Annotated in this window: 13 protein-coding genes and 1 pseudogene; 3 read left to right on the top strand and 11 right to left on the bottom strand. The window is 48.2% G+C overall.

Annotated elements, in window-relative coordinates; genetic code table 11:
* Positions 1-251: 251 nt before the first annotated feature.
* Positions 252-674, bottom strand: a pseudogene (locus tag M0Q40_11505) (MFS transporter).
* A 309-nt stretch (positions 675-983) separates the two neighbouring features.
* Between M0Q40_11505 and M0Q40_11510 the strand changes: the two are divergent.
* On the top strand, positions 984-1,748 hold the full coding sequence (locus M0Q40_11510; protein MCK9223223.1) for a copper homeostasis protein CutC: 765 nt from the start codon (positions 984-986) through the stop codon (positions 1,746-1,748).
* Between the two features lie 147 nt (positions 1,749-1,895).
* Here M0Q40_11510 and M0Q40_11515 read toward each other — a convergent pair whose 3' ends face one another.
* Complete coding sequence (locus M0Q40_11515) at positions 1,896-2,375, bottom strand: GNAT family N-acetyltransferase (GenBank protein MCK9223224.1); 480 nt, start codon at positions 2,373-2,375, stop codon at positions 1,896-1,898.
* 619 nt (positions 2,376-2,994) lie between these two features.
* Between M0Q40_11515 and M0Q40_11520 the strand changes: the two genes are divergently transcribed.
* Complete coding sequence (locus M0Q40_11520) at positions 2,995-3,882, top strand: polysaccharide deacetylase family protein (GenBank protein ID MCK9223225.1); 888 nt, start codon at positions 2,995-2,997, stop codon at positions 3,880-3,882.
* A 172-nt stretch (positions 3,883-4,054) separates the two neighbouring features.
* Here M0Q40_11520 and M0Q40_11525 read toward each other — a convergent pair whose 3' ends face one another.
* The 9 genes from M0Q40_11525 to M0Q40_11565 all read right to left on the bottom strand — a co-directional run bounded on the left by M0Q40_11525 (position 4,055) and on the right by M0Q40_11565 (position 10,882).
* Positions 4,055-4,318 (bottom strand): DUF3795 domain-containing protein, encoded by a 264-nt coding sequence (locus M0Q40_11525; GenBank protein ID MCK9223226.1) that lies wholly within the window; start codon positions 4,316-4,318, stop codon positions 4,055-4,057.
* 431 nt (positions 4,319-4,749) lie between these two features.
* Positions 4,750-5,088 carry a thioredoxin family protein gene (locus M0Q40_11530; GenBank protein MCK9223227.1) on the bottom strand — a complete coding sequence of 113 codons (339 nt, stop codon included), beginning with the start codon at positions 5,086-5,088 and terminating at the stop codon, positions 4,750-4,752.
* A gap of 23 nt (positions 5,089-5,111) precedes the next feature.
* Positions 5,112-5,798: a sulfite exporter TauE/SafE family protein gene (locus tag M0Q40_11535; protein ID MCK9223228.1), complete on the bottom strand. Its 687-nt coding sequence runs from the start codon at positions 5,796-5,798 to the stop codon at positions 5,112-5,114.
* A 2-nt stretch (positions 5,799-5,800) separates the two neighbouring features.
* Complete coding sequence (locus M0Q40_11540; GenBank protein ID MCK9223229.1) at positions 5,801-6,298, bottom strand: thioredoxin family protein; 498 nt, start codon at positions 6,296-6,298, stop codon at positions 5,801-5,803.
* A 128-nt stretch (positions 6,299-6,426) separates the two neighbouring features.
* The gene (locus M0Q40_11545) at positions 6,427-7,440 is read right to left on the bottom strand and encodes a permease (protein MCK9223230.1); all 1,014 of its coding nucleotides are present in this window, start codon (positions 7,438-7,440) and stop codon (positions 6,427-6,429) included.
* 31 nt (positions 7,441-7,471) lie between these two features.
* Positions 7,472-7,804 (bottom strand): metalloregulator ArsR/SmtB family transcription factor, encoded by a 333-nt coding sequence (locus tag M0Q40_11550; GenBank protein MCK9223231.1) that lies wholly within the window; start codon positions 7,802-7,804, stop codon positions 7,472-7,474.
* A gap of 600 nt (positions 7,805-8,404) precedes the next feature.
* Positions 8,405-8,869 carry a hypothetical protein gene (locus M0Q40_11555; protein ID MCK9223232.1) on the bottom strand — a complete coding sequence of 155 codons (465 nt, stop codon included), beginning with the start codon at positions 8,867-8,869 and terminating at the stop codon, positions 8,405-8,407.
* A gap of 31 nt (positions 8,870-8,900) precedes the next feature.
* Positions 8,901-9,848, bottom strand: a complete 948-nt coding sequence (locus M0Q40_11560) for a methyltransferase domain-containing protein (protein MCK9223233.1) — start codon at positions 9,846-9,848, stop codon at positions 8,901-8,903.
* Positions 9,849-10,498: 650 nt separating this feature from the next.
* Positions 10,499-10,882 carry a macro domain-containing protein gene (locus M0Q40_11565; protein ID MCK9223234.1) on the bottom strand — a complete coding sequence of 128 codons (384 nt, stop codon included), beginning with the start codon at positions 10,880-10,882 and terminating at the stop codon, positions 10,499-10,501.
* 375 nt (positions 10,883-11,257) lie between these two features.
* Here M0Q40_11565 and M0Q40_11570 point away from each other — a divergent pair, with 375 nt between their 5' ends.
* On the top strand, positions 11,258-11,956 hold the full coding sequence (locus M0Q40_11570) for a hypothetical protein (GenBank protein MCK9223235.1): 699 nt from the start codon (positions 11,258-11,260) through the stop codon (positions 11,954-11,956).
* Positions 11,957-12,037 lie beyond the last annotated feature (81 nt).

A 12,037-nucleotide genomic window follows, 5' to 3' on the forward strand; every position in this document is an offset into this window, starting at 1 on the left:
ACAAGCCGCTTAACGAAAATCCTCTTGCGTATCTCAAAACCACGTTGCAGTCTTTTCTCGTGGTCGCTTCAACGCGCTCCAAAACGAGCAATCTAGGATAACTTTCCAGGCCCCGTGTGTCCTGATCCCTCAAATTCACATTAATCACCGGGATACTGCCATCATTTCCCATTTACTCTGACGCTATACCCCATTTGGGGCAGTCAACAAACTGGAAAATACCTTCTGTTTCGGAGGCTTGCCTGATTCGGGTTCACTTTGGTCAGCTGAGCTTCGGGTACCAGCTGTGGAAGAAAGGCTCCGACTGCAGGTGTTTGGACTGCGGAACCGAAGGCCCGCAGGGCAGAAGCCAAAAAAAGCAGCCATAGGGCATCATGTCCCATAAAAAACAAGATGGCTAAAACAAGGGTTGCTACTGCAATCATAGAATCCGATAGGATAATAAGCGTTTTTCTATTGTAGCGGTCAGCCCATACCCCCGCAAAGGGTGAAAGGAAAAAAGTCGGCAAGACACCACAGATGATCGAAATGGTCATCATTATGCCCGACTGGGTTGTTAGTGTAATATGCCACATAATTGCGTATTGCACCAGAGACGTGCCAAATAGCGATATAACTTGACTAGCGATAAATAAAACTACGTTTTTCTTCCAACTTGAAGTCTTCTCCACCATCTCATCTCCTACCAAGCGCCTTCTGAGGATCGAACTACACAAAGCTAACTGTTACGACCAAACTTCGCAAATTCCTTCTCATACCTTCCCGAAGACTTTTATCCTACACCCAAGTTTACGTTCTATCCCCAGCAATTGCAAGGCACCTCGAAGCATAAACCACGGTCAGCGGCACATGTAAACAAGGCATGGGGCCTTCTTCACTAAAGCTCAGTTAACACACGGCGTGTACCGACCTACTCCCCAACATGTAGTCTCAAGGACTTTTCCTCTTTAGGGTGGAATATACCTATTGAAGGGGGAACGCCAATGTCTTATACAGTGGAAGTATGTTGTTACACCATCGAGGATGTTCGTAGGGCAAGCAGGGCCGGTGCCACCCGGGTAGAACTCTGTGCAGATATCTTTGCGGGTGGCACTACTCCTAGTTACGGACTGATTGAGCATGTTCTAGAAACCGTACCCATTGACGTCGCCGTAATGATTAGGCCCCGGGGTGGGGATTTTCTGTACAGTGATGATGAATTTGGAGTGATGCAACGGGATATTGCCGTAGCGGGTAGCCTGGGAGTTGAAGGCGTTGTCTTTGGTGTTCTTGATGAGCACGGTTTTCTTGACTTACCCAGAATGGAAGCACTCATTGCCACAGCCAAACACTACGATCTTAGAGTCTGTTTTCACCGCGCCTTTGACAAGGTCCAAGACCCATATGAAACTCTCAAACAGCTGATTGACCTTGGGGTAGATCGTCTCCTCACTTCAGGGCAAAAACCCACCGCCGCCTTAGGCCTTCCCTTACTGCAACAGTTATTAGAAATCGCCGGGGATAGCCTAGTAATTATATCGGGAGGCGGAGTCCGCGGTCATAACATCCAAGCAATCCTGGATGCAGGTATCACCAATGTACATACTGGCAGCATGGAGACCCGCAGATCTAAAATGAAAACTTGCAGAACTGATTTGTCCATGGGAGGCCCTAAGTACAATGAAGATACACACATGGTCATCAACGAAAAGGATGTGGCTAGCATCGTTCAAGCAGTGAAACAAAAGGCAATGCAGACAAGGAAGTGATTCTGATGCTACTGTGATCCGCTTCGTAGTTCCCACGCCCAAGACAGTCTGAACTGCCAGCGGCCAAGATATTTTTCGTTATCTGGTCTTCACATCCTGCGTATACTCCATATCACTTGCCTTCAGCTACACAAATCCTCTGGCAAGCTAGTTCTCTCTCACCCACGTCTCCCAGAATCCCGGGAAGGAATCAGGGATGACCACAGCTCCCACCGCTTTGTTGTAGAATGCATGTAACCCTGTAAGGCCAATAATTGCATACTTGTAACCCTTAAGCTTCATGTCCAACAGTGCGGCAAAAAGCAAGGCTTTTCCCGTGCCTTGACCCCGGCATGACTCTGCCACACCAATGGGTCCAAACAGCCCCAAGGCCGTGGCATCATAACAGGAAAAACCGATGAGTTTGTTGTCCTTGATCGCAACAAATAAAGTCCTGGGAGAATTGAACATTGCCACTTCAGCCTCACTGGCCCAGCACTCATTGAAATTGTTTTTGATCCATTGTAAAACTAGGTGTTTCTCCGGTCCAATGGGTTTTCTGATGGTAATACCTTGCTCTGCCTGACCAGCTAAAAAGCTCCAATCATCAGGTAGATCATATAACTTTACGAGCATATCCTCTGCCATTGTTTCTCTTCAACTCCTGCCTCTATGATGGATACAAGAACATTCGTTCCTGCCCTATGATCCTTATCTTTGCCTACAGCTTCATCCGTCACCGTGAACATACTTAACTCCAAAAGGACCTTTTCCGCTGAGCTTTTTTGGTCAAACCAACAGCGAGCCCAACCAAAAACACAAACCTTTCTGCCGGTAGTGCTTCTTTATTTCGAACTTAAGTCCTCCTGTGTGGGTTGCCAAGAAGTAGCGTTGCTTGCTTGTTTTGTCAGTTCATGTATCACCTTTACTCCAATGATTTCCAGACCTGCTTTGCTTGTCATCGTCCTTCTGTTCGCAACTTAAATCGACTGTGGGACGGCTTGCCTCTTCCCACGCATAAAACCAACAATCCTTGGTTCGTAGCCATACTCAAACCTACCGCAAAGATTCAACTTACAAGTCTTGATCCTAGATGGCTGCATTGGTGACTTTATGGCTGAATCAAGGAGTCTCACGGTGCCTTTCTGGTAGCTTTATTCCACAAACAAGCAGGAATCTCCTCTTGCCTGCTGAAGTTTCTAATTATTTATGTATACAGTAAAAAGTACTAGCTATAACACCTTCTATACTCCGGGAGGAAGACATTATGAAGACATCAGGCATCGCCCAAGACCTTGGCTATGCTTCCGATGCTTGCCTGTTGATCATCCACTGCGATGATACCGGCATGAGTTGGGAGGCTAACGTTGCGGTCAAAAACCTTCTGATTTCTGGTATGGCTACCAGCTGTAGTGTGATGATACCCTGCCCTTGGGCCTATGAGTTCATGCAATGGTACCGAGCGCATCCCAACCTCGATGTAGGAATTCATGTCACCCTAACCAGTGAATGGAGTAGTTATCGTTGGCGACCACTGACATCAACGAAAGGGTTGGTGGACCAGAATGGATTCATGCATCAAAGGCCCCAAGAAGTGCTTAACCAAGCCTCGGCTCAGGAGATCTATGAAGAAACCGTAGCCCAAATCCAACAAGCCTTCGACTGGGGTGTAACACCCACCCATGTGGATACCCACATGGGCGCTTCCTTGGCCTCTTGGGATTTTGCCACTGCCTACATTGATGCAGCTAAGCAGTTCGACCTGCCCCCGATGATTTTAGATCCCAAGCCTGAAGTCATGTCAGCCTTTGCATCTCAAGGCTACGATCCAAGACTAGCCGAACTGATGCGTGGGGAATCTACTCCGAAGCTGACTACTTTGTTTGGCGCTGCAGGAGGAGATACCTACAAAGATATGAAACAGGCAATCTACCGCCAATTAGAGAATCTGCCACCCGGGATCACTTATCTAATCATCCACCCTGCCCTGGAAAGTGATCATATGCGGGCCATCACAACCTCCTGGCAGAGACGTTACTGGGAATACCAAATCTTCATGGAAGACGAGACCCGGCGGAAAATCCGGGAATTGGGGATTAAACTAGTCAATTGGCGGAAACTCCTAACGTGTAACCCGTCCAGCAAACGCACCTGATGATGAGCACACCGAAAACAACCGACTCGATCCAACTGTACCCATAGGGGCTGTTTTGTCTATGCCCGCGGCATGGACGTCAATATTCCTCTGCTACCTCTTACGGTAATAGCTAGACGGCTCCACACAGCAGAGTTGGATCATATGGACTGTCAGGGTCAAAATTCGGCCATTATCCGCTACACCACTTCCTACATTGCTCAATCCGCAAACCATTATCACCATGGGTTTTGTCATAGGAGAACTGCCTTAGCACTTCACAGGGAAATTCCTCACACTGACCACAGTGATCTAGCCCTTTCCTCTCGCAACATACCTTTATCTCGCACTCTCCCCAGGGGATCTCCTCTTCTAAGGCACAGCCTTTGCAATCAAAGCCAAAGGCCTCTTTGCAGTTAAACTCCGAACAACACAAGCCGCATCTTGACTCGATCATACAAGAACTACCCCCTCAATCCGTCCCTTATCCTTTACTCGGATCTTTACGACATCCCTGCGGAACATTCCTCTGGCTAAGAATGATTTCTTCGTAATATAAGGATCTAACCCTCCTCAATTTCGTTGTGCTCCACAAATCTTATCTTGTTCCTCAGCAAAAGACGTGACAATATAATTAGTCCGGGGGGCGGACAACACAATGACTTGGCCCTACATCCTAAGAGAAAGGTTTATCTTCACAACTGAAACCGGTGAAGAAAAATAGCGGTCCACTTCAACTTAGCCAAGTCGGCCTACAACGTAATACCCAGGACTTCTCCTTCATGCCCCGGGATTCGCTTCCAGAGACGTCCCCGAGTAGCTACCAAGATGCGTCCGAAGACAAGGGCTATTCCCGGCTTTGTCCCATTGCTCTTGGCTCTTCTAACACTAGTCGATCACGTCTTTTAATATCTTCACAACTTCCTCGGTTGTTACCACCTTACCGTAGGAAACCACCTTCCCATCGACCACTAGTGCGGGCGTAGTCATGACCCCGTAGGAAGCAATCTGCTTAAAATCTGTGATGTACTCGACTGTAATATCCAGGCCCAGTTGCTCTAGGGCAGCTTCGGCATTGGCCTTGAGCATGCGACACTTGGTGCACCCAGAACCAAGCACTTTTACTAGGCTGCCAGCGGTCTGGGCTTTTTTTGCTTTCTCCATTGCCTCCCAGCTCCAGTTGTTACTGCAGCAGCCTTTTTTCTCTTGTCGACCAAACAGTACCATCATTGTACACCTCTTTCGTCAAACTAAAAGCCTAGGTAAAACATATAAAACCCGATAAGCAAGATAAGCGTACCCATCACCATCCTGAGCATGCGACTGGCGATAGCGTACCGGTTGCTTTGGGATAGTTTTTGCACAAACCCCACGGAAGTGCCTGCAACTAGGGCTAAGGCACCATGGCCTAAGGCATAAAGCATCAGAAGAAGGGACCCCCACAGAATACTTCCCCGGCGAGCAACTATGCCTAACAAAACCACTAGGACCGGTGTAGCACAGGGGGAGGAGAAAACACCTCCAAGGATTCCGGCAATAAATGCCCCGGCGTATCCTTTCTTCGTGTTTAGTGAGACTAGGTAGGTTGAGGGAATAAAACTATATACTCCCCAGGTCTGCAAGGCCATCAAGACCATTAGTACACCCAATACCAGATACCACCATTGCCTGGAAGCACCCACGATGTTGCCTATTGAGGAAGCGATGACGCCTAAAGCCGTAAAGGTTACCGCAGACCCAAGGACAAAGACAACCGACAAACAAAACGCCCTCTTCGGATCCTTGCCGTATCCCCCCACATAACCAATCACCAGCGGTATACTGGATAAGGCACAGGGCGTAAAGGAAGTAAATACCCCTGCGATAAAAGCAAACAGGGGAGCTAGCCAGGTGCTATCCTGTAGCAAGACCCCTAGGTTATCAAGGAGGCTGTTCATCGCTACTTCACCCCCATCTCAGCTAAGATGCGGAACATCTGCCCTTCGGTTAACCCACCTTCATGCACGGTGAACAGGTGCTCGTTGGTCTCTTTGGCATAGTACAGAGTAAACTCAATGCTAGTTCTGATCTCTTCACTTGGGACATAGGGCCTACCATCGGCGGTATAGAACACTTGGGTCGGTATAACCCGTACCGGAAAGCCCTCCACAGCCTTGGGGTATTTCCATACATCCACATAGTAAATCAGTGCTTTTCCTTGCATCTCGGCATGAACTTTCTCTAGGACCGGTGCCATCAGCTGACAAGGGACACAGGAGTCGGAACCAAAGTCTAAAATCACCGGTAGTGCATGGGACCTGATCTCATCAAGATTCACCTCGGTGATCACAAGGGGTATCACCTGCTTCTTGCCTGCGTTTTTCATATACCAAATACCAACAATCACCGTGACAATCAAAAGAGGCAGTACCACTTGGGCAATTCTTTGTCGCTTCATTGTCTTGCTCCCATACATCGACACTTTATGGTACATCTCACTACAGACAAACGCACCACATAAGTCGTTAATACATGGAGCAACTCCCTTGTATTTGTACTCTATGCTACTTATGCACCCTAGTTATCTTACGCAAAGACAAACTCAAATATATTAAATAAATAGCCAATCACCATAATCCCGACACTCACAATACCAACGAATACCGCCAAAAGCTTAGGTTTGACCGCCTGGCGGAGCATGATCATCGACGGCAAGCTAAGGGCGGTGACCGCCATCATAAATGAAAGAATAGTCCCCAGTCCGGCCCCCTTAGTAAATAGGCTCTCAGCTACAGGAATCGTGCCAAAGATGTCGGCATACATCGGAACGCCCACCAGAGTAGCCAAGACCACTGAGAAAGGATTGTCACTACCCAAGATGGCTTGGATCCACTCCTCTGGAATGACATTGTGAATCACCGCTCCAATACCCACTCCCACCAGGATATAGGGAGTTACCTTTCTGACCGTCGCTCTCACCTGATCTTTAGCATAAAGCAAACGGTCCTTTCTAGTTAGGTCTGGTGCTTCTATCTCCACGTTACCAGCTGCTTTTACAAACTCCTCCACGTATTCTTCCATACCCAGTCGTCCAATAATAGTCCCGCCAATCACTGCCAGAATGAGTCCTACCACCACATAAGCCACGGCGATCTTGCCGCCGAAAATGCTCATGAGCAACACTAGTGAACCTAGGTCCACCAATGGCGAAGAAATGAGAAAGGAAAAGGTGACACTCACTGGCAATCCGGCACTGGAAAAGCCAATGAACAGCGGAATAGATGAGCAGGAACAAAAGGGGGTCACTGTCCCTAGTAACGCAGCGAGGGTGTTGGCTGTAATCCCCTGAAACCGTCCGAGGATTTTCTTGGTCCTCTCAGGTGGAAAATGGCTTTGGATATACGAAATGATAAAGATTAACACTGACAAAAGCACTAGGATCTTGATGGTGTCATAGATAAAGAACTGAATGCCGCCGCCCAGTCGTCCGCTGATGTCTAACCCAACATAGGATAGCCCTCTCCCCACCAAATTATCTAACCAGCGCATCCCTAGTACTTCATTTTGAAGGAACAACCACATCGCCTCGATCGCCTTCATCTACTGATTCCTCCCAATCTCTATTCTGCACCTATTGCGCTTCATCGTTATCACACTGATCTGCGATTTCCTCAACCTTGGCCAGATCTTCCAGTAGTCCTTTGGCATATTGGATTCCATCGGTGTCAATGGAGTAATACGTCCACTTTCCTTCGATTCGACTATGCACCACACCTGATTCACACAGAATCTTCATATGATGAGACAAGGTGGACTGCCCAATGTGAAGATCCTCAAGGAGCCGACATGCACACTTCTCACCACTCCGCAAAAGATCCAGGATCCGCAGACGATTCTCATCGCAAAAGGCTTTGAACACCCTGACATCATTCGCATAGGGTCGTTCTATTTTCCTCACATCCATTTCTATCGATTTGTTCTTAGTATATGTGTCATATCGACATATGTCAATATGTGAGGTATCATTTTGAATTACACAAGAGACGAAACAGCCTAAGAAACGCGTCAGTGTGTGAGCTAGCTTTGCTCAGGACCCGGTTTCTGGCGAGTTTCATAAAGCGTTTTGTGTTTCTAAAGAAACATGGGGGTTAGTTTCTCCGACAGGAAGTCCTCGATACGATCTCGTCTAGGTCTACTACTGCCCTAGATCCCGGACTGGGAGCGGGGGGGCACCTGTACCAATGGAGAACTGCCACACTCATCTTTGCGAGTTGCCTTTCACAGTCCTTCCCTTTTGATTAAGACATGACCCACAACAAAGCTCACCTTACTGAAAAGGTAGAACCTCGAAGGGACTTCATACTGAAGAGTTGCAGCCTTTTGATAAAGGTACATCCGCTTCTTTTATAAGTACATCAAGGGTACCAATTGGAACACAGAGCAGATCACCAAGTCCGTAAGAGCATGCTGAGGGTACTGAAAACATACTGGACAGTGCTAGGCAGGCTAACGGAGAAAAGGGACTGCCTGGCCACCCTGCACCTTACCGGCCACGAATGAACCACTAGGGCAATACCTGCCGCTTGGCCCGGGCCGACAGCACTAGATCCCCAATAGATGTCGGAAGGTGTTGATCTTGCCAAAGCCGCTCCGCCTCTGCATTAATTCCGCCCAATTCCGCGGCCCTAATGGCATACCCAGCTGCACTTAGACAATGATCAGCCATGTGCACCGTTGCAGCGGCATGTCCTGCGGCCCGAATTGCCGCCGTGATCGCTGCATCATCGGAGTCTCTAGCAGCCCGGTGGGCCGCTATTGCTGCCTTTCGGGCATTGCCAACAGAGACCTCGCCCTTTGCCCAAGCCCGAGCTTGTCTTATTGCTTCAAAGGCAGGCTGAACAGCTGCAATCCTGTAAATAATCCGCAGGACATGTTCAGCGCAATCAGCTGCCCACAGAGCCATTAGCCGATGCTCATCCGTACTCAGGGGACCACTTCTATGCTTTGCCACAAATCTCTTGTCTCGCATAGTCCGCTTGCTCCTTCAGCTCAATGGCGCCTTAGGCCTTTATTCCAGATGCAACGAGATTGTCTTTTCCAAACCCGCAAACTGAGGGCTGACTATCGAAGGCAAAGCACTGATCCAAGAATTGCTGTCGGTATTCGGCAGTGCAAAGCATCTGGCGAAGAATCTCTCTCGGCACCGATCGGGCTAGGGCACCTGGCCCTGATAGCCTGATCTTCCTCAGGCCCGCACTTTCTAGTATTGACTTAAGCTCCTCCGGCAGGAAACAGTAGTTGATCGGCCAAGGAGTCTCCCCTTGTTCCATACGTTCGTAGAGTTCATCGGGGTCATCGGCCAATCCGGTCCTAAGGAATTCCGCGGCGAGATGAAAGTCAGGCTGCCAAGCTTTAAACTGTTTGTCTTCGTTTCTAATATACCACTGGACAAGGGGATCATCGGCATCTTCATCAATGATATACTGTCTTTTCTGTATCGGATTAAAAACGTAGGGAAGGCTTCCTAGGCGGCTTGACACGCTTATGACCACCGACTTTCTGGCAATACGGACGAGTTCTTGAAGAACCTGAACATGTTTTGGATAAGTATAGGAGATTGGAGCATCAAAGGAGATTACCAGATCGAAGGATCCAGCGGAGTAACTACCGAGGTCAGTAAGGGCTCCTTGCACAAAATTGATACGGTGTTCAACACCTGCTTCCCTGGCCAGTTCCTTGGCCTTAGTCAGCATAGATTGGGAGATATCAAAGTGGGTGACTCTGATTCCGTGTTGAGCCAGTGGAATGGAGAACCGCCCCACACCCGCGCCACCGTCAAAGACCGTCTCCACCCCTTCGAGATACCCTTCGATTTCACGATCAAGATGGGCCTTCTGGATTATATCATCCATGAAAGCCTGTTCCCGCCGCGCTTCCTCTTCTCCCTTTTGAGGCAGATTCCAGAACACCTCCGCCAAGCGCTCATAATTCCGTTCGGCATTGTCCATATCTACTCGCCTCCATCCGGTTTTCCGTATTCTCGGCCAATTGGTCGCTTCTTCTCTTGATTGGCATTTTCCTCAGGTCCCCGTGGTACCTTTGGACCTAAAGCTTTACAATTCCTAATCTATCCGGCATCTTCTTCAGTTGAGTTGCCGACGCGCTTAGTTTGCTGAGATTGGCAACTCTGATTCCCTCATTGGTCTTTTGATCCAGATAAACTCACTCGTGCAGGCATAGCTAGGTATTGAAGGGCAACAGAGTGCTTCTGTTGGTAACTTGAGCTTTCTAGTACGATTTTAGATAGGGCAGGCCTTTCAGAATCCCGATTAGATCAGAGCCGCATTTGTCGAGATCATACGGGAGAACATCACTCATACAAAATCACACCTTCGAGTATACTGCCATAGCTCTATGATTAATTCCATGTTAACAAGCAAAAACTCCATTCTTAGAAGTAAATTGAATTTCTTGCACTGGCGAACCCACCAGTCTTGCCTTACCAAAGGTGTTAAAAATGGCCTGCTGTCTCAGTCATCGTTCAATGCCCTCCCGTACCTCTCCAATGAATAGGGTTGACTCCGCAGCCAACGCTTGCTCTCTCTGATATTGTTCTATTCAACCGCAAATGGAGTCTGCTGGTACATGTATACAGACATCAATGGGCAATTTGCCTAAATATTTCTCCATAAGCGGACGGACCTGTTCCTCCCAGTCCAATCCTCCATTTCGGAAATGCTATGGAAGCAATCCCCTTAAATTCCTTCAGTCCCTGCTCAAGATATGAAGGCTTGGAGGGACTACGCCAATGCTTCTTGGTGGGGAAATTCAGAATCCACGTATGCTGAGTCTCATGCAACCACAGTTGTCCTATCGAAAACTTATTTGCTTTGCAGAGCTCCTGATACTGAGTAAACATCTCTGCATAGACAGTCTTAGACCTCTTAGCTGTTCCTTTTCCCATCACACCTACCGTACTAACTGTGTTTACCAATACTCTGGCAGGGCTTATTAGCAGATCTCCAACCACGTAGGTCAGCACGATTATGCCACCCTCGTTTGGTACTCATCTCACCATCGATGCTACTCGAACGTATGTTGCGTGTCAAGAAACGCTTGGTTTGAGATATTTCCGATGTGCTTGATTCTGCAATCTAGCAATCAATTAACAGATATGGAAATGCATGCCGAAAAGCGAGCCAAAATAAGCCATGGAGGATAAAAAAACAAGGCTGTGAGGAAAAATCAATTAGTCCCAACGGGAATAAACGGCATACTATTGGGTTTTCTCGGATGTTTTAACGGGAACACCGCTTCTATTCGGCGACTAGACCACGCATCTTCTCTGCTTGCAGGAATTGGTGATCCAATACAGAAAATGTCTGTTGTAACGATCATCTACTTAGGGGGAACCATCATGAAAAGAGTAAACGTTCTCATATCCTTAGGTGTGGTGGCAATCCTGTTCTTCGGGATTGTGCCAAACGCGTTGGGTAGTTGGGTACTGGATGGCGAATTTCGCATCCCTGGAACGGGTAGTTACCGCGGCATGGCCTTAACCAACGATGAGCAAGGTCTTTATGTGACTGGTATCCAAGAAAGAAACGTTGTTCTCATTGACTTGTCGGGTAAGACTCCCCTCATTACCCAGACGACTAGCATAGGGAGTATAAACCCGAAAGCATGCGGTAAAGCTGTTTTTGTGGCCACCGATGACCGGGTATGGGTTCCTGCCAGTGACGATCTTGAAGTATATGAATTCACCGCAGACTTGAAGTTGGTCGCCATTCACGACATTCGAGGTCTTGGAGTGTCCAAGTGCGAGGGGGTATTGGTGGACGGGGAAGGAAACCTGTACCTGGCGGAGCGCAGTGGTACAGCTGGTGTAGTAAAGCTAAAGAAGGCTGAAGCTGGTTGGCAAAGAGACACTGATTGGGGAATAAATGGGGCGGCTGAATTAGGTGGAGAGGTGCGGTGTCCCATAATCGATGCCGTAGGTACGATCTATGCCGGTGTTTGGGGTGGTGGTACCGGTGATAAACTTTTTAAGGTCGATCAACAGGGAAATAAGGAGGAGCTATTTGCGATGTGCTTGGTTCTGCAGTCTGGCAATTGATTAGTGGGTAAAGAAATGTACGCCAGAAAGCAAATCATGGCCAAACTAGATTGTGGAACATAAAAAGTAAGGTATGGGAGC

This window comes from Limnochordia bacterium, from assembly GCA_023230925.1.
GTDB lineage: Bacteria > Bacillota > Limnochordia > DUMW01 > DUMW01 > JALNWK01.

Bases quoted from the DNA above. Each gene is read 5' to 3' on its own strand.
- M0Q40_11510 (MCK9223223.1), top strand. From the start codon at position 984: ATGTCTTATACAGTGGAAGTATGTTGTTACACCATCGAGGATGTTCGT.
- M0Q40_11515 (MCK9223224.1), bottom strand. From the start codon at position 2,375: ATGGCAGAGGATATGCTCGTAAAGTTATATGATCTACCTGATGATTGG.
- M0Q40_11520 (MCK9223225.1), top strand. From the start codon at position 2,995: ATGAAGACATCAGGCATCGCCCAAGACCTTGGCTATGCTTCCGATGCT.
- M0Q40_11525 (MCK9223226.1), bottom strand. From the start codon at position 4,318: ATGATCGAGTCAAGATGCGGCTTGTGTTGTTCGGAGTTTAACTGCAAA.
- M0Q40_11530 (MCK9223227.1), bottom strand. From the start codon at position 5,088: ATGGTACTGTTTGGTCGACAAGAGAAAAAAGGCTGCTGCAGTAACAAC.
- M0Q40_11535 (MCK9223228.1), bottom strand. From the start codon at position 5,798: ATGAACAGCCTCCTTGATAACCTAGGGGTCTTGCTACAGGATAGCACC.
- M0Q40_11540 (MCK9223229.1), bottom strand. From the start codon at position 6,298: ATGAAGCGACAAAGAATTGCCCAAGTGGTACTGCCTCTTTTGATTGTC.
- M0Q40_11545 (MCK9223230.1), bottom strand. From the start codon at position 7,440: ATGAAGGCGATCGAGGCGATGTGGTTGTTCCTTCAAAATGAAGTACTA.
- M0Q40_11550 (MCK9223231.1), bottom strand. From the start codon at position 7,804: ATGGATGTGAGGAAAATAGAACGACCCTATGCGAATGATGTCAGGGTG.
- M0Q40_11555 (MCK9223232.1), bottom strand. From the start codon at position 8,869: ATGCGAGACAAGAGATTTGTGGCAAAGCATAGAAGTGGTCCCCTGAGT.
- M0Q40_11560 (MCK9223233.1), bottom strand. From the start codon at position 9,848: ATGGACAATGCCGAACGGAATTATGAGCGCTTGGCGGAGGTGTTCTGG.
- M0Q40_11570 (MCK9223235.1), top strand. From the start codon at position 11,258: ATGAAAAGAGTAAACGTTCTCATATCCTTAGGTGTGGTGGCAATCCTG.